The sequence below is a fragment of the Nocardioides plantarum genome (assembly GCF_006346395.1).
Lineage (GTDB): Bacteria > Actinomycetota > Actinomycetes > Propionibacteriales > Nocardioidaceae > Nocardioides > Nocardioides plantarum.
The window spans coordinates 2,305,082-2,321,686 of the sequence record NZ_VDMS01000001.1; the positions used below are offsets into that span (position 1 = coordinate 2,305,082).

General features: G+C 72.7%; 12 protein-coding genes. 11 read left to right on the top strand and 1 reads right to left on the bottom strand.

Features of this window, described 5'->3' with window-relative positions:
• Positions 1-256 precede the first annotated feature (256 nt).
• From FJQ56_RS22425 to FJQ56_RS10860, 5 genes are all read left to right on the top strand, one after another.
• A complete protein-coding gene (locus FJQ56_RS22425) occupies positions 257-520 on the top strand; it encodes a hypothetical protein (protein ID WP_246084076.1) in 264 nt (87 codons plus the stop codon).
• A 111-nt stretch (positions 521-631) separates the two neighbouring features.
• Complete coding sequence (gene glmS, locus FJQ56_RS10845; RefSeq protein ID WP_140009408.1) at positions 632-2,467, top strand: glutamine--fructose-6-phosphate transaminase (isomerizing); 1,836 nt, start codon at positions 632-634, stop codon at positions 2,465-2,467.
• A 54-nt stretch (positions 2,468-2,521) separates the two neighbouring features.
• On the top strand, positions 2,522-3,031 hold the full coding sequence (locus FJQ56_RS10850) for a SigE family RNA polymerase sigma factor (protein ID WP_246084077.1): 510 nt from the start codon (positions 2,522-2,524) through the stop codon (positions 3,029-3,031).
• A complete protein-coding gene (locus FJQ56_RS10855) occupies positions 3,028-3,597 on the top strand; it encodes a hypothetical protein (RefSeq protein WP_140009409.1) in 570 nt (189 codons plus the stop codon). Before FJQ56_RS10850 ends, FJQ56_RS10855 begins: the two co-directional genes overlap by 4 nt.
• A 68-nt stretch (positions 3,598-3,665) precedes the next feature.
• Complete coding sequence (locus FJQ56_RS10860; protein ID WP_211350838.1) at positions 3,666-5,528, top strand: DEAD/DEAH box helicase; 1,863 nt, start codon at positions 3,666-3,668, stop codon at positions 5,526-5,528.
• A gap of 107 nt (positions 5,529-5,635) precedes the next feature.
• On the opposite strand, the gene FJQ56_RS10865 is transcribed toward FJQ56_RS10860, so the two are convergent.
• Positions 5,636-6,592 carry an NAD(P)/FAD-dependent oxidoreductase gene (locus FJQ56_RS10865; RefSeq protein ID WP_140009410.1) on the bottom strand — a complete coding sequence of 319 codons (957 nt, stop codon included), beginning with the start codon at positions 6,590-6,592 and terminating at the stop codon, positions 5,636-5,638.
• 57 nt (positions 6,593-6,649) lie between these two features.
• Between FJQ56_RS10865 and FJQ56_RS10870 the strand changes: the two genes are divergently transcribed.
• The 6 genes from FJQ56_RS10870 (at position 6,650) to FJQ56_RS10895 (ending at position 16,589) form a co-directional block, all read left to right on the top strand.
• Positions 6,650-7,102, top strand: coding sequence for a MerR family transcriptional regulator (locus FJQ56_RS10870; RefSeq protein WP_140009411.1), 453 nt, complete (start codon positions 6,650-6,652; stop codon positions 7,100-7,102).
• A gap of 52 nt (positions 7,103-7,154) precedes the next feature.
• Positions 7,155-7,958, top strand: coding sequence for an SGNH/GDSL hydrolase family protein (locus FJQ56_RS10875; RefSeq protein WP_246084078.1), 804 nt, complete (start codon positions 7,155-7,157; stop codon positions 7,956-7,958).
• Between the two features lie 51 nt (positions 7,959-8,009).
• Entirely contained in the window at positions 8,010-9,908 is a 1,899-nt protein-coding gene (locus FJQ56_RS10880; protein WP_140009413.1) for a penicillin-binding transpeptidase domain-containing protein, read from the top strand.
• A gap of 75 nt (positions 9,909-9,983) precedes the next feature.
• Positions 9,984-12,728: an AAA family ATPase gene (locus tag FJQ56_RS10885; protein ID WP_140009414.1), complete on the top strand. Its 2,745-nt coding sequence runs from the start codon at positions 9,984-9,986 to the stop codon at positions 12,726-12,728.
• 243 nt (positions 12,729-12,971) lie between these two features.
• The gene (locus FJQ56_RS10890; protein WP_140009415.1) at positions 12,972-14,888 is read left to right on the top strand and encodes a M4 family metallopeptidase; all 1,917 of its coding nucleotides are present in this window, start codon (positions 12,972-12,974) and stop codon (positions 14,886-14,888) included.
• A 234-nt stretch (positions 14,889-15,122) separates the two neighbouring features.
• Positions 15,123-16,589 (top strand): NAD-dependent succinate-semialdehyde dehydrogenase, encoded by a 1,467-nt coding sequence (locus tag FJQ56_RS10895; protein WP_140009416.1) that lies wholly within the window; start codon positions 15,123-15,125, stop codon positions 16,587-16,589.
• The last annotated feature ends 16 nt before the right edge of the window (positions 16,590-16,605 follow it).

A 16,605-nucleotide genomic window follows, 5' to 3' on the forward strand; every position in this document is an offset into this window, starting at 1 on the left:
GACACCTCCTGTTCATCTGTTGTTCACCGACTGTAGCCGATCCCCACTCGGAGGTCCACTCACCCCTCAGAGTGATCTTCTTCCTCCACCCGGACCGCTCCGGGAGGGTCAGGCGCACGTGGCCGCTCCACGCCCGCGGTGCCGTGGCTTCGGTAAGGGGCCGGTGCCAGGGCCCTCGGCCCGGTCGATGTGGCCGGACGTGCCCGAATTCGGGCAAGAAGTTGCGTGTCGTGCGCGGTCGGCGCACGATCGCCCGGTGCCGGTCGACGAAGCGCTCCTCGCCCACCTGGTCGCCACGACCGGGATGAGCCGGGCCGAGGCGGAGCGGGTCGTCGAGGACGTCGTCGCCTTCCACCGCGAGAGCGTCGAGGCGTTCGTACGACGACGCCACGGCGAGCTCAAGACCTACGGCGCCAAGAACCCCGAGATCTTCGCTCGCGTCGCCGACGAGCTCGCTTCGCGCGTCGTCGCGGCACCACCCCTCACCGAGCGGCAGCTACGCCGCCTCGTCTATGGATAGCGGAGACGCGTCAGCGGATCCGCTGATGGTGGTCGAGCGAGGAGCGCGACCGAGGCACGAGGTCGCGACCGACGGGTCGAGACCCTTCTCACTACGAAAGGCAGTCACCACATGTGCGGCATCGTCGGCTACATCGGCACCCGTCAGGAAGCGGCCCCGCTGCTGCTCGAGGGCCTCTCGCGCCTCGAGCACCGCGGCTACGACTCGGCCGGCGTCGCGGTCGTCTCGCCCAGCGGCATCAAGGTCGCCAAGCGCGCCGGTCGCGTCCGCGACCTGCAGGAGGCGCTGCCCAAGCGCTTCGCCGGCAAGGTCGGCATCGGGCACACCCGGTGGGCCACCCACGGCCCGGCGACCGACGCCAACGCCCACCCGCACACCGACGCCAAGGGTGACGTGGCCGTCGTCCACAACGGCATCATCGACAACGCCGCCGCCCTGCGCGCCGAGCTGGCCGCCGCCGGCGTCGACCTGGTCTCCGACACCGACACCGAGGTCCTGGCCCACCTGGTCTCCCTCGCCGACGCCGACACCCTGGAGGGCAAGGTCGCCGCGGCGCTGGCCCGCGTCGACGGCACCTACGGCCTGGCGGTGCTGCACGCCGACTTCCCCGACCGGATCGTGGTGGCGCGCAACGGCAGCCCGCTGATCATCGGCGTCGGCGACAAGGAGATGCACGTGGCCTCCGACCTGGCCGCGCTGGTGCGCTACACGACCCGGGTCGCCCACCTCGCCGACGGCGAGATCGCCACCGTCACCGCGACCGGGTTCACGACGTACTCCAACCGGGGCGCCGACCTCATCCACTCCCCGCGCGACGCCATCCACCTCGACGTCGACCCGGCGGCCTACGACGTCGAGCACGGCGAGGGCGGCCACATGTGGCGCGAGATGCAGGACCAGTCCGCGGCGGCCGAGCGGGTGCTGCGCGGGCGGCTCGACGAGCGCTTCGGCACCGCCCACCTCGGCGGCCTCAACATGGACGCCCGCGAGACCCGGGCGATCCGCCGGGTCAAGATCCTCGGCTGTGGCTCGGCCTACTACGTCGGACAGATGGGCGCCTCGCTGATCGAGGAGCTGGCCCGCATCCCTGCCGACGCCGAGGCCGCCAGCGAGTTCCGCTACCGCGACCCGGTCATCGAGCCTGACACGCTCTACGTCGCCGTCAGCCAGTCCGGCGAGACCATCGACACCCTCCTCGCCGTGCAGGAGGTACGCCGCAAGGGCGGCCGCGTGGTCGGGCTCGTCAACGTCGTCGGGTCGGCCATCGCCCGGGAGGTCGACGGCGGCATCTACCTGCACGCCGGCCCGGAGGTGGCGGTCGCCTCCACCAAGGCGCTGACCACGATGTTCCTGGCGTTCTCGCTGCTGGCCCTGCAGCTGGGCCGGGTGCGCGACCTGTCGATCTCCGACGGCAAGCGCATCGTGGCCGCCCTCCAGGCGCTCCCCGACCAGGTCGAGGAGGTGATGTCGCTCTCCGACTCGCTCGTCGAGGTCGCCGAGCAGCTCGCCGCCGCCGACAGCCTGTTCTTCGTCGGCCGGGTGCGCGGCTTCCCCGTGGCGCGCGAGGGGGCGCAGAAGTTCAAGGAGATCACCTACCGCCACGCCGAGGCCTACCAGACCTCCGAGCTCAAGCACGGCCCGCTCGCGCTGATCTCGGCCGCCGTGCCGACCGTCGCGATCGTCCCTCAGGACGAGCTGACCGACCGCAACGTGGGGGCCCTGCACGAGATCGCGGCCCGTGGCGGCCCGCTCGTGGTGGTGACCCACCCCGGCGTCGACCTCGGCGACGTGCCCTGCCGACGCTTCGACGTACCCCGATCGGAGCGTGAGCTCGACCCGATCCTGCTGACCCTGCCGCTGCAGCTGCTGGCCTACCACGCCGCCAGCCACCTGGGGCTCGATGTCGACAAGCCGCGCAACCTGGCCAAGTCGGTCACGGTCGAGTGACAACCCGCGCCGGCTGCGCGGAGTTGTACCTGGTGTGAGAGAGACGAGAAGCGGGTGATCCCGCACCGGGAGGCTGCGCAGTTCGACGCCTTCGTGGCCGGGGCGTCGTCGCGGCTGCTCCGCACGGCGTACCTGCTGTGCGGCGATCGCGGCCACGCCGAGGACCTGGTCCAGACGGCGCTGCTGCGCACCGCCCGCCGATGGCGTGCGGCGCGCGACCAGCCCGAGGCCTACACCCGCCGGGTGGTCGTCAACCTCGCCAAGGACCGGCACCGCGCACGCAGCCGGCGCCTGGCCGAGGTGCCGATGGACGCCTCGCCCGACCCGGTCACGCCGGGCCGCGAGGGCGAGGTCCTCGACCGCGACGCCCTGCTCGGCGTCGTCCGTGGCCTGCCCGACGGGCAGCGGGCGGTGCTGGTCCTGCGCTACTTCGACGACCTGTCCGTCGAGGAGACCGCCGACGCCCTCGGCGTCACCACCGGGACCGTGAAGTCGCAGACCTCCCGGGCCCTCGCCTCCCTCCGCCTCACCCTCGACCCGACCGCACCAGGAGACCCCCGATGAACGACGACCGCCTGACCGCCGACCTGCACGAGGCCTTCCGCGCCGCCACGGCCGACCTGACCTACGACCGGCCGGCCCCCCGGCTGCGCCGCACCCCGGCGTACGCCGTCCCGGCGGCGGCGGCGGGGCTGGTCGCCGCCGGCGTGGCCACCGCCGTGCTGCTGCCGTCGCTCGCCTCGTCGCCGCCCCGCGACGTCGCGGCCCCCGAGGTGACGACCGGGCCCCCCACGACCGGTGTCGCCGCGGCCGTGCAGGAGTTCGTCGTCGACAGGGTCTCCTTCGCCGGGACGACGTACGTCGCTCGGCGCGACAACGGCCAGCAGGGACGGCTGGTGGCTCGCGACGTCGGCACGCTGCCCGCGGGGGCCGAGCCGGTGAAGACCTCCGTGGACGCGAAGGCGTGGTTCGGCGAAGAGCCGAGCACCGGCGATCCGGCGCTGTTCGTCAAGGCACCCACCCGCTACGACGGCAGCATCTTCTCGCTCAGCGGTGCCGGTTGGACGCAGGAGCAGCTGGTCGCGGTGCTCGAGGGCGGCGAGCCGGAGGTCGTGCCGCACGTCGGCTGAGCCGGGGTGACCCACCCCACCGCTCCGTCGAATCTGGTGGTACAAGCCACAGCCACTACCGTTGACGGGTGAACGACGAAGCCGTGACGACCGAGACGCCCGACGCCCTCCCCACTTTCGCCGACCTCGGGCTCGGCGACGCCGTCCTCAAGGCATTGAAGGACGTGGGCTACGAGAGCCCCTCGACCATCCAGGCCGAGACGATCCCGCCGCTGCTCGCCGGCCGCGACCTGGTCGGCCTCGCCCAGACCGGCACGGGCAAGACCGCCGCGTTCGCACTGCCGATCCTCGACCGGCTCGACGTGCGCCAGAAGGCCGTGCAGGCCCTCGTGCTCGCGCCGACCCGAGAGCTGGCGCTGCAGGTCTGCGAGGCCTTCCAGAAGTACGCCGCCCAGACCAAGGGCGTGCACGTGCTGCCGGTCTACGGAGGCCAGGCCTACGGCGTCCAGCTGAGCGCGCTGCGCCGCGGCGTCCACATCGTCGTCGGCACCCCCGGTCGCATCATGGACCACCTCGAGAAGGGCACGCTCGACCTGTCGGAGCTGAAGTTCCTGGTGCTCGACGAGGCCGACGAGATGCTCAACATGGGCTTCGCCGACGACGTCGAGACGATCCTGGCCGACACCCCCGACGACAAGCAGGTCGCGCTGTTCAGCGCCACCATGCCCAACCAGATCCGTCGGCTGTCGAAGCAGTACCTCAACGACCCGGTGCAGATCGACGTCAAGGGCAAGACCCAGACGGCCAACAACATCACCCAGCGCTACATGATCGTCAGCTACCCGCAGAAGGCCGACGCCCTCACGCGCATCCTCGAGACCGAGAACTTCGAGGGGATGATCGTCTTCGTCCGCACCAAGAACGAGACCGAGATCCTCGCCGAGAAGCTGCGCGCCCGCGGGTTCTCCGCCCAGGCCATCAACGGCGACGTCGCCCAGGTACAGCGCGAGCGGACCGTCAACCAGCTCAAGGCCGGCAAGCTCGACATCCTCGTCGCGACCGACGTCGCGGCCCGCGGCCTCGACGTCGAGCGGATCAGCCACGTCGTCAACTTCGACATCCCCACCGACACCGAGTCCTACGTCCACCGCATCGGCCGCACCGGTCGCGCGGGCCGCTCGGGCGACGCGATCTCGTTCGTCACCCCGCGCGAGCGCTACCTGCTCAAGCACATCGAGAAGGCCACCCGCCAGTCGCTCACCGAGATGCGACTGCCCTCGGTCGAGGACGTCAACACCACGCGGCTGGCCCGCTTCGACGACCAGATCACCGCCGCGCTCGGCAACGCCGGCCAGATCGAGATCTTCCGCGACGTCGTCAACCACTACGTCCGCAACCACGACGTACCCGAGGTCGACGTCGCTGCCGCGCTGGCGATCGTCGCCCAGGGCGACACCCCGCTGCTGCTCGACCCCGCCGCCGAGCGGGCCCGCCCGACGTTCACCGACCGCGCCGACAAGGTCGACCGGCCGGCGCGCGGCGGCAAGTTCGGTGGTGACGACCGCTTCGACAAGGGCCAGCGCCGTCCGCGCCACGAGACCGGCAAGGCGATGAAGGCCTACAAGATCCAGGTCGGCAAGCGCCACAAGGTCGAGCCCCGCCAGATCGTCGGCGCCATCGCCAACGAGGGTGGCCTGTCTCGCGGCGACTTCGGCGCCATCAAGATCCAGCCCGACTTCTCCGTCGTCGAGCTGCCCGCCGACCTGTCGCCCGAGGTCTTCAAGAAGCTCGAGCACACCCGCATCAGCGGCAAGCTCATCGAGCTGTCCGAGGACCGCGGCCCGCGCGGCTCGCGTCCCCCGTCCACCCGGCCGTCGTCCGCGCCGTCCGCGTCGTCCGCGTCGTCCGAGTCGTCCGAGTCGGCCGCCGAGGGCGACGGCGAGCCCGTGCGCGAGAAGAAGCCGCGCCACAAGAAGTCGCACGACGACTGACGGCTGCAGCCGGGATGTTACTGACCGTTCGGACTTCTTCCCTGCGCGTTGAAGCGCAGGGAGGAAGTCGCAACGGTCAGTAACAAGCCCGGTGCCGACCGCCCCCCTCACACCGGCGCCAACACCCCGTGGTCGAGGGCCAGCAGGTCGGCCACGCAGGCGGTCGCGGCGGCTTGGCCGGCTGCGGCGGCGGCGAGCACGGAGCTGAGCGGCATGGGGGTAGCGGCGGTGTGCGCGAGGTCGCCGGCGGCGTACACACCGGGGAGCGAGGTGCGGCCCATCACGTCGACCTCGACGCAGCCCGAGCCCAGCAGGGTGAGGCCGAGGTCGGCCGCGAACGGTGCCGACTGCGCGAACGTCGTCGCGACCAGCACCCCACCCACCTCGAGGTCCGGTCCGCTCGCGAACGACACGATGCCGCCCAGCGAGCCCCGGCAGAAGCCGGCCACCACCTCGGTGCGCACCGACGTGCCGAGCGACCGCAGCTGGGCCAGGTTGGCGTCGTCGACCTCGCCGCCGTCGGCCAGGACGACCACCTCGGAGGCGATCGGCGCCAGCATCGCCGCGACCCGACCGATGTGCGGGTGGCTGCCGAGCACGGCGACCGGGGTGCCGGCGTACTCGTGGCCGTGGCAGAACGGGCAGTGCGCCGCCACGGTGCCGAACAGGCCCGCGAGCCCGGGCTTGTCCGGCAGCGTGTCACGCACGCCGGTCGCGAGCAGGACCAGTCGTGCGCTCACCGGACCGTCGTCGGTGCCCACCGACCACCGGTCGCCGTCGGGGACCACGGAGGAGGCGACGACGTCGCGCACCTCGACGGTGTCGTACGTCGCGAGCTCGGCCCGGGCCAGGGCGCGCAGCTCGGCCGGCGGGCGGCCGTCGTGGGTCAGGAAGTTGTGCATCAGGTCGGCCGGGTCGTTGCGGTAGCTGCCGGAGTCGAGCAGCAGCACCCGCCGGTGCATCCGGCCCAGGGTCAGGGCCGCCTGCAGTCCGGCGGGGCCGCCGCCGACCACCACCACGTCGTACTGGCTGTCGTGCTGACTGTCGTGCTGGATGTTCTCCATCGTGCGTCCTCTCGTCGATGACTTGCCTCAACGACGAGCATGTGAGTTCATGTTGACATGAAGTCAAGCCCTCGATCGATCGGTGCGATCGCGAGCCAGTTCGGCCTCGCGACCCACGTGCTGCGGCACTGGGAGGACGTCGGGCTACTGGCCCCCGAGCGGGACGCGGCCGGTCGGCGGCGCTACGGGCGCGACGAGCTGGTGCGGGTCGCGGTGATCCTGCGCAGCCAGGCGGCGGGGATGAGCCTGGAGCAGATCGGCATCCTGCTCGACGCCGAGGCGCCCGAGCGCCACCTCGTGCTCGAGGCGCACGTCGCCGACCTCGACCGCCGGATGGCCGAGATGCAGCGCAGCCGCGAGATGACCGTGCACGCGCTGGCCTGCCGTGCCCACGACGTGGCCAACTGCCCGGGCTTCCGCAAGGGCGTCCAGGACCTCATCGACGGCGACCCCTCGTCCATCGTCCAGGGATTGCCCTCTACCGGAGGTCGCCGCCGACTGCTTGGCTGAGAGCCAGGTCACACTCGGGTGACCTGCAGGGGATCCCTCTCGGAGGTCAATCGTGCTGGTCCGTCGTCTCGCCCTCTCGTTCGCGGCGCTGGTCGCCGCGGCCGTCCCCGCGCTGGTCGCGGTCGGCGCCGCCCCCGCCCGGGCCGCTGGGCCGTCGTACGTCGCCCTCGGCGACTCCTACTCCTCCGGCGTCGGCACCGGGACCTACATCGACAGCTCGTCGTGCAAGCGGTCCAACTACGCCTACCCCAAGCTGGTGGCCAACCAGAAGGGCTACGCGCTCAACTTCCAGGCGTGCTCGGGCGCGACGATCCCCACGGTCACCAACAGCCAGCTGGCCGCGCTGACGACCGCGACGCGCTACGTGACCATCTCGGTCGGTGGCAACGACGCCGGGTTCGCCGACGTGCTCACCGAGTGCGCGACCCCGTTCTGGGCCGGCGACTGCGACACCGCGATCGACGGCGCCCAGGCGTTCATCCGCGACACGCTGCCGGGGAGGCTGACCACGCTCTACACGTCGATCCGCTCCCGCTCGCCGCAGGCGAAGGTCGTCGTGGTCGGCTACCCCCACGTGTTCATGGGCGAGGACTGCAACGCCGCGACGTGGTTCTCCCCCGAGGAGGAGGCCCGCCTCAACACGACCGCCGACCAGCTCAACGCCAAGCTGTCGGCCGCGGCCTCGGCCCGCGGGTTCTCGTTCGCCAACCCGACCAGCCGGTTCACCGGCCACGCGGTCTGCGACGACCCCGAGTGGCTCAACGGGCTCTCCAACCCGATCGCCGAGAGCTACCACCCCAACAAGGCAGGTCACTCCTCCGGCTACCTGCCGCTGGTCAGCGCGCTGCTCAACTGAGCGTCACGACCTCGACCGGCGTTGTCCCACCCGGCTGGTAGAACCTGGGGCATGCGCCGTACCCCCCTCGCCGTTGTCTGCGCGCTGCTGCTCACCACCTCGCTGGTGGCGTGCAGCGGCGACGACGAGCCCGATCCGGCCGACGCGGGCGACCGGGCCGACGGCACGGCCGCCGCCCTGGTCGCGGGCCTGGGCTCCGGCGACCTCGATAGCGTGCCGTTCGCCGAGACGACCGGGCCCGAGGCGACCGCCGACCTCGCCGACGTGGTCGAGGGGATGGGCGACCTCGAACCGGACGTGACGCTCGGCAAGGTCGTTGAGGACGGCGACCGCGCCACCGCGACCGTGTCCTGGTCGTGGCCGGTCGGCGGCGAGGAGTCGTGGGACTACGACAGCACCGTGAGCCTCACGCAGTCCGACGGCGAGTGGCAGGTGGCCTGGAGCCACGCGGTCGTGGAGCCGAGCCTCAACGCCAACTCCGTGCTCGACACGACCGCGGTCGGGGCCTCGCGCGGCGACATCCTCGGGGCTGGCGGCGTCGCGCTGGTCACCTCGCGGCCCGTCGTACGCGTCGGCATCGACCGCGGCCGCGTGTCGGCCGGTCGCGCCGCGCGGTCGGCCGCAGCCCTGGCCCGCCTGGTCGACGTCGAGTCGGCGCCCTTCGTCAAGCAGGTGACGGCCGCAGGCCCCAAGGCGTTCGTCGAGGCCATCACCTACCGCCAGGACGACCTGCCGCCGCGGGTGCTCCGCGGCTACGAGGCCATCGGCGGCGCGACGCTCGTGTCGGCGAAGGAGCCGCTGGCCGTGTCGCGCGGCTTCGCCGCGCCCATCCTCGGCACCGTCGGCCCGGTGTCCGCCGAGATGATCGCCAAGGACCCCGGTCGCTACCAGGCCGGTGACGTCGCCGGCCTCTCCGGCCTGCAGGCGCGCTACGACGAGCAGCTCCAGGGCACGCCGGGCGTCGTCGTCGACGCCGTCGGCAGCGACGGCAACGAGCGCGAGCTCTTCCGCTCGGGCGGTGCCGTGGGCAAGGACCTGCAGCTGACCCTCGATGACAAGCTGCAGTCCGAGGCCGAGTCGATCCTGCCCGCCACCGGCCCGGCCAGCGCCCTGGTGGCCATCCGGCCCAGCGACGGCGCCATCCTGGCCGCGGCCAACAGTGCCGGCACCGACGGCCAGAACCTCGCGACGTTCGGCCAGCTGCCGCCCGGCTCGACCTTCAAGACCGTCAGCAGCCTCGCGCTGCTGCGCCGCGGCCTGACCCCCGACACGACGGTGCCCTGCACGGCCACCGTCAACGTCGACGGCCGCAACTTCGAGAACTACGACGACTACCCCGCCGGCGGCACCGGCCGGATCCCCTTCCGCACCGCCCTGGCCAACTCGTGCAACACCGCCTTCATCGCCGAGCGCACGCGCCTCAAGGAGGGCGACCTGGCCGCCGCGGCGGCATCCCTCGGTCTCGGGATCGACCACGACCTCGGCTTCCCGGCCTACTTCGGCTCGGTCGAGCCGCCCACGAGCGAGACCGGCCGGGCCGCCGACATGATCGGCCAGGGCACGATCCTGGCCTCGCCGATGGCGATGGCCACCGTCATCGCCTCGGTGCAGGCCGGCCACACGGTGGTGCCGCGACTGCTCGACCAGGTCAAGGTCAGCGTCCCCGCGCAGGCGAAGCCGCTCACGGCCGCCGAGGCCCGCGCGCTCAAGAGCCTGCTGCGCGGCGTCGTCACCGACGGCAGCGGCCGCCGGCTCGACTCGATCCCGGGGGGTGAGGTCATCGCCAAGACCGGCACGGCCGAGTTCGAGCAGGGCGGCAAGGTCCGCACCCACGCCTGGATGATCGCCGCCCAGGACGACCTGGCGGTCGCGGTGTTCGTGCAGGAGGGCGCCTCGGGGTCCGGTACGGCGGGCCCGCTGCTCGAGAAGTTCCTCCGCGCCGCCGGCTGATCCGGCGTTCAAACCGGGAACCTTCCCCGCGGCTGGCGCTGTCGGCGTCCCGCGCCGCGGCATAGCCTGAGGTGCATGACTCGGGTCATCGGACGCACGGCGCTGCTCGAGGAGGTCCGTGACCTCCTCGCCCGCGGCGAGTCCGTGGCGCTGTGCGGGCCCTCCGGGGTCGGCAAGAGCGCCCTGCTCGACGTGATCGAGGAGGCCGCCCGCCGCGACCGCGAGGCCGAGGTGCTGCGCGCCAACGGGGCTGCCGACGAGATGGCGCTGCCGTTCGCGGCCCTGCGCGACCTGCTGGCCCAGTGCCCCGCCGACCTCGTGGCGCAGATGCCCGACGTGGTCCGCGACGTCGTCGCCTCGGGACTGGTCGGGCTCGACGCGACCCTCGAGTACCGGTCCGACCTGGCCGCCGCCGTCCACACGCTGCTCGACCGGTGGTCGAGCGACCGGCCCGTGGTCCTCCTGCTCGACGACGTGCAGTGGCTCGACTCCGACTCCTCGGCGATCGTGGGCTACGCCCGGCGGCGCCTCGGGGGGCGGGTCGCCGTCGTCGCGACGCTGGGCCACGACGACGACAGCGTCGACCCCGACATCGACGTCACCGGCCTGCACCACCTCGACGTCCCCCCGCTCGACCCGGTCGACATGCTCGAGCTGCTCTGCGCCCACGGCCTGACCCCCGACGTGGCCCAGCGGGTCCACGTCGAGACCGGCGGGATCCCCTCCTTCGCCTTGTCGCTGGCCGGGCTGATCGGCGAGCGGCCCGTCGTCCTGGGGTCGCCCACCCCGCTGCCGAGCACCATCGGCCAGGTGCTGCGCGAGCGCTTCCGGGCCCAGCCGGCCGAGGTGCGCGAGACCCTGCTGCACGCCGCGCTGCTGCACCGGCCGACCGTGCGCGAGCTCGAGCGCGCCGGCCGGATCGGCGCCGACGACGACGTACGCCGGGCGGTCCAGTCGGGCCTGCTGGCCCGGTCCGACACCGCCCTGAGGTTCACGCCGTCGCTGCTGCGCGACGTGGTGGTCGAGTCGTTCCCGGCCACCGAGCGGGCGGCCCTGCACCAGCGGCTGGCCGAGGCGGTGCCCACCGCGTCGCAGCGGGTGCGCCACCTCGCGCTCGCCGACCCCCGTCCCGACGCCGAGCTGGCCCACGAGCTGGGGCTCGCGGCCCGCGACGCGGCCGCCCTGGGGGCGCGCGAGCTGGCGGCCGAGCTCTACCTGCTCGCGGCCGACCGGGCGCCGTTCGCGCTCGACGACGAGCGGGTCGAGTGGCTGGTCGCGGCGATCGAGACCGCGGCCCCGGGCAACCACGTCGACCTGGTGCAGCGGGCCCTGACCGACGTCCTCGAGGCCAACCCGACGCCCGCGCAGGCCGTCCGCGTGCGGCTGGCCATCCCCGAGCTGGCCGGCCACGGCGTCACCGTGCTCGACGAGGTGCTGGCCGCCGCGCTGGCCGACGCCGGCGACGACGACCTGCTGGTCGCCAAGGTGCTGCTGCAGCGGGCCCGGATCGCGCTGATGGAGTCGCGCCCGCACGCCGCGCACCGCGCCTGCGAGCGGGCGGTCGCCCTGCTCGAGCGCCATGGCGACGACGACGAGCTCGCGCTGGGGCTGACCACGCTCGCCGTCGCCCAGCGCTGGACCGGCGGCGACCACCAGGCGTCGATCGCGCGGGCCGTGGAGCTGTCGGGTCCGACCCCGACCGGCTTCGTGCACATCTCACCCGACTACATGGACGCCCGCTTCGCCTTCTACGACGACCGCCTCGACGAGGCGTGGAACGCCAACCTCGCGATGCTCGCCCAGGTCGAGCGTGGCGCCGGGATGGACCACGTGCACGTGCTGCGCTGCCTGGTCGAGGTCGCCGCCCGCACCGGTCGCAGCCGCGAGGCCGTCGAGTACGCCGCCCGCGCGACCCGGATCGGCGAGCAGTTCGACCTCGAGGCCTACTCGGGGTGGTTCATCACCGCGACCGCCGAGCTCGTCGCGGGCGACCTGGGCCGGGCCCGGACCCTCGCCCGGCGCGGGGTCGAGGCCGCCGAGCAGCGCGGCGACGTCCGCTACCTCCAGCGGCACCTGATCGTGCTGGGCCAGGCCCTGCTCCGCTCGGGCGACGCCCAGGGGGCCCACGAGGCGCTGACCCGGGTCCGCGACATCGAGCGGGAGGGCCGGTTCAGCGACCCGACCGTCAACCGCTGGCAGGCCGACCTGGTCTCCGCGCTGACCGCATTGGGCCGTCTCGACGAGGCCGACGAGGTGCTCACCCAGGCGCGCTACGAGCTGGGCCGCCGCGCCGAGCGCGGCGGGGCCGGCGGCACCGACGGCGTCTCGGCCCAGCTCGACCGGGCCGAGGCCGAGCTCGACATCGCGCGCGGCGACCTCGAGGGTGCCGAGCTCGTGCTCGACCGGGCCGCGAAGGTCTCCGACGACCTCGGTCTGCGCGTCGACGCCGGCCGGGTGCTCGTGACCCGCGCCCACCTCGAGCGCCGGCGTCGGCGGGTGGCGGCCGCACGGACGGCGCTGCGTGAGGCCCACGACCTGTTCACCGCGCTGCACGCCGACGCCTGGGCGCGGCAGGTCCACGCCGAGCTCGCCCCCGACCGGGCCCCCGACACCGACGACCCGCTGCTCGACCGCCTCACCGACACCGAGGCCCGCATCGCGCGTGCCGTCGCGGCCGGCGCGAGCAACCGCGAGATCGCCGAGCGCACCTACGTCAGCGTCAAGACCGTCGAGGCGACCCTCACCCGGATCTACCGCAAGCTCGACCTGCGCTCGCGCACCCAGCTCGCCACGCTGCTCGTCCCGGCCCCACCGGAGTGACCCGGAGTGACCGGGTCCGGGACGTCATACGCCGCGGCAGCCCCGGCAGCCTGACCGTATGACGTCCCGCCGACCCGCGAGGTCGGCCGCACGAGAACTGGTCTAGACCCCCGGGGCGGCAAGGGTTTCCTCCCTATCGGGCAGATTCCGGCAACTCCTACGTTGCCGGAGCGCCTCATCTCGGAGTCACACCCCTGAGCGACGAGGGCGGGCGCGTCCCCCTCTCACACCCCAGGAGACCCCATGAGATCCACGTTGCTGCCCCGGGTGGCAGTGGCCGCGCTGGCCACCGCGCTGGCCGGCTCGCTCGCGTTCGGCGCCCCGTCGTCGACCGCAGCCTCGGCCGGCCCCGCCGGCGACCGTGTGTCGGCCGACCGGACCGCGGCGCCGTCGCGGGCCGCCACGGCCGAGCGGCGCGACCGCGCGGTCGACGCCGCCGCGGCGTACGTCCGCAGCCACACCCCCGCCGGCCGCAGCCAGGACGGCCAGGCCCGTCCCGCCGGGGCCCACCCGGGCACCAAGGGCACGTTCTACGTCGCCTACCAGCGCACGTTCGACGGCCTCTCGGTCTACGGCGCCGACTTCGTCGTCGCCGTCGACGAGGCGGGCAAGGCCACCGGGGTGACCGGCAAGCCGACCCGCTCGATCTCGCTCTCCTCGACCACGCCCACCCGCAGCAGCGCCTCGGCCCAGGCCACCGCGCGCCGCCAGGTCGGCACGGTCCGCAGCGTCTCGAAGCCCCAGCTCACCGTCTACGCGGTCTCCACGCCGCGGCTGGCCTGGCGCACCAAGGTCACCGGCTCGACCGCCGGTCGTCCCTCGATCACGACCGTGTGGACCGACGCCCGCAACGGCAAGGTCCTGCTCGCCTCCGACGCCGTGCACGACGGCACCGGCAACGGCTACTACTACCCCGGCGTCACGATCGGCACCTCCGGCTCGGGCTCGTCGTACTCGATGACCGACCCGACCCGCACCGGCCTGAAGTGCGGCGGCCAGAACGGCGCGGCCTACACCGGTACCGACGACATCTGGGGCAACGGATCGGGCACCAACCTCGAGACCGCGTGCGCCGACGTCCTCTACTCCGTCGGCAAGGAGGTCGACATGCTGTCGGCCTGGCTCGGCCGCAGCGGCATCAAGGGCAACGGCACCAACTACCCCGCCGAGGTGGGGCTGAACGACGTCAACGCCTACTACGACGGCACGACCACCAACTTCGGTCACAGCCAGGACAACGCCCGCCAGCTCACCGCGATCGACATCGTCGCCCACGAGAACGGCCACGGCATCTTCCAGACGACGCCCGGTGGCTCGACCGGCGGCAACGAGACCGGGGGCATGAACGAGTCGACCGGCGACATCTTCGGTGCGCTGACCGAGTTCTACGCCAACAACCCCAACGACCCGGGCGACTACCTGGTCGGCGAGGAGGCCGACCTGGTCGGCGACGGGCCGATCCGCAACATGGCCAACCCGAGCGCCGTAGGCGACCCCAACTGCTACTCCTCGTCCATCCCCAACACCGAGGTGCACGCCGCCGCCGGCCCGCTCAACCACTGGTTCTACCTGCTGGCCAACGGCACCAGCGGCTCGACGAGCTGCAACGGCTCGACCCTGACCGGGATCGGCATCCAGAACGCCGGCAAGGTCTTCTACAACGGCCTGCTCCTCAAGACCTCGTCGTGGACCCACGGCAAGGCCCGCGTCGCGACGCTGACCGCCGCCAAGAACCTCTTCGGCACCACCGACTGCACCACCTTCAACCGGGTGCGCGACGCGTGGGCCGGCATCAACGTCGGTGCCCAGTCCGGTGAGCCGACCTGCGGCGGCACCACCACCCCGCCGACCGGCGGCACCTGCACCAAGGTCACCGCGACCGGGACGGTGAGCAACCGGGCGTCGTCGTACAAGCCGTCCAGCACGGGCATCGCCACCAGCGGCGGCACGATCAACGCCTGCCTCACCGGCCCGAGCGGCAGCGACTTCGACCTCTACCTGCAGAAGAAGTCCGGCTCCTCGTGGACCGACGTGGCGGCGAGCGAGAGCGCCGGCTCGACCGAGACGATCGCCTACACGGCCGGCTCGGGCACCTACCGCCTCGAGGTCTACGCCTACTCGGGCAGCGGCAGCTACACGCTGAAGTACGACATCCCCTGACCTCTCCCGTGAGGTAGGACGCGAGGCCCGTCAGCACCGCTGGCGGGCCTCGCTGCGTCGGGATGGCACGACGCCGTCACAAAAGGAGGCGAACCCCCCGCCGCATGGGGTCGGCGAGGGGTTCTCGTCGTCTTTCTAGGTGCTCCCTCCGAAGGACGACACGGCCAGGATACCCCCGGTGCCATGGTGTGTCCTCCTCCAGGGGCAAAGTCCTGGAGTGGTTGGCTGGTGGGTATGACCGGACCCGACCGTCTCGACGACCTGCTCGCCCCCGCCCATCGCAACCTCCTCGTCGGCGGCACCTGGCGCGAGGCCGACGACGGCCGTCGCTTCGAGGTCGTCGACCCCGCCGACGGGTCGGTCCTGACGACCGTGGCCGACGGCTCGCCCGACGAGGCCGTCGAGGCGCTCGACGCCGCCGTCGCGGCGCAGGCCGACTGGGCGGCGACCGCGCCGCGCGAGCGGGGCGAGATCCTGCGCCGGACGTGGCAGCTGCTGCAGGACCGTGCCGACGACGTCGCGCTGCTGATGAGCCTCGAGATGGGCAAGCCGGTCGCCGAGGCGAGGGGTGAGGTGGCCTACGGCTCGGAGTTCTTCCGCTGGTACGCCGAGGAGGCCGTCCGCATCCACGGCCGCTGGATGCACAACCCGGCCGGTGGCTCCCGGCTGCTCACGATCAAGAAGCCCGTCGGGCCGTGCCTGTTCGTCACGCCGTGGAACTTCCCGCTCGCGATGGGCACCCGCAAGATCGGGCCGGCCATCGCCGCGGGCTGCACGATGGTGGTCAAGCCGGCCGCGAGCACGCCCCTGACGATGCTGCTGCTGGCCACGCTGCTCGAGGAGGCCGGCCTGCCGCCGGGGGTGCTCAACGTCGTGCCCACCACCCGCGACAAGGGCCTCAGCGAGACCCTCCAGGCCGACGACCGGCTCCGCAAGGTGTCGTTCACCGGGTCCACCGCCGCCGGCCGGGTGCTGGTGCGCCAGAGCGCCGAACAGCTGCAGCGGGTGAGCATGGAGCTCGGCGGCAACGCCCCGTTCGTCGTGTTCGCCGACGCCGACCTCGACGCCGCCGTCGAGGGCGCGATGCTCGCCAAGATGCGCAACATGGGCGAGGCCTGCACCTCCGCCAACCGCTTCCTGGTGCACGCCGACGTCGCCGAGGAGTTCGGCGCCAAGCTGGCCGCCAGGATGGGGGCGCTGAGGGTCGGACGCGGCCAGGACGACGGCGTCGACGTCGGTCCGCTGATCGACGAGAAGGCGGTCGAGTCGGTGGCGCAGCTGGTGACCGACGCGGTCCACGACGGTGCGCGGGTGCTCGTGGGGGGAGACGCCCCCGACGGGCCCGGTTTCTTCTACAACCCGACCGTCCTGGTCGACGTACCGGCCGACTCGGCGATCAACGTTGCGGAGATCTTCGGTCCCGTCGCCCCGATCACGACGTTCACGACCGACGAGGAGGCGGTCGCCGCGGCCAACGCCACCGAGTACGGCCTCGCGTCCTACGTCTACACCCGCGACCTGGCCCGCACGATCAAGGTCGCCGAGGCGCTCGAGTTCGGCATGGTCGGGGTCAACACCGGTCTGGTCTCCAACCCGGCGGCGCCGTTCGGCGGCATGAAGGCCAGCGGGTTCGGCCGTGAGGGCGGCTTCGAGGGCATCGAGGAGTACCTCGAGACGACGTACGTCGCCCTGCCGGTCTGAGCCGGTCTGACAGCCG

Coding starts and splice junctions, on each gene's coding strand:
- glmS (WP_140009408.1), top strand. CDS start 632: ATGTGCGGCATCGTCGGCTACATCGGCACCCGTCAGGAAGCGGCCCCG.
- FJQ56_RS10855 (WP_140009409.1), top strand. CDS start 3,028: ATGAACGACGACCGCCTGACCGCCGACCTGCACGAGGCCTTCCGCGCC.
- FJQ56_RS10865 (WP_140009410.1), bottom strand. CDS start 6,592: ATGGAGAACATCCAGCACGACAGTCAGCACGACAGCCAGTACGACGTG.
- FJQ56_RS10870 (WP_140009411.1), top strand. CDS start 6,650: ATGAAGTCAAGCCCTCGATCGATCGGTGCGATCGCGAGCCAGTTCGGC.
- FJQ56_RS10880 (WP_140009413.1), top strand. CDS start 8,010: ATGCGCCGTACCCCCCTCGCCGTTGTCTGCGCGCTGCTGCTCACCACC.
- FJQ56_RS10885 (WP_140009414.1), top strand. CDS start 9,984: ATGACTCGGGTCATCGGACGCACGGCGCTGCTCGAGGAGGTCCGTGAC.
- FJQ56_RS10890 (WP_140009415.1), top strand. CDS start 12,972: ATGAGATCCACGTTGCTGCCCCGGGTGGCAGTGGCCGCGCTGGCCACC.
- FJQ56_RS10895 (WP_140009416.1), top strand. CDS start 15,123: ATGACCGGACCCGACCGTCTCGACGACCTGCTCGCCCCCGCCCATCGC.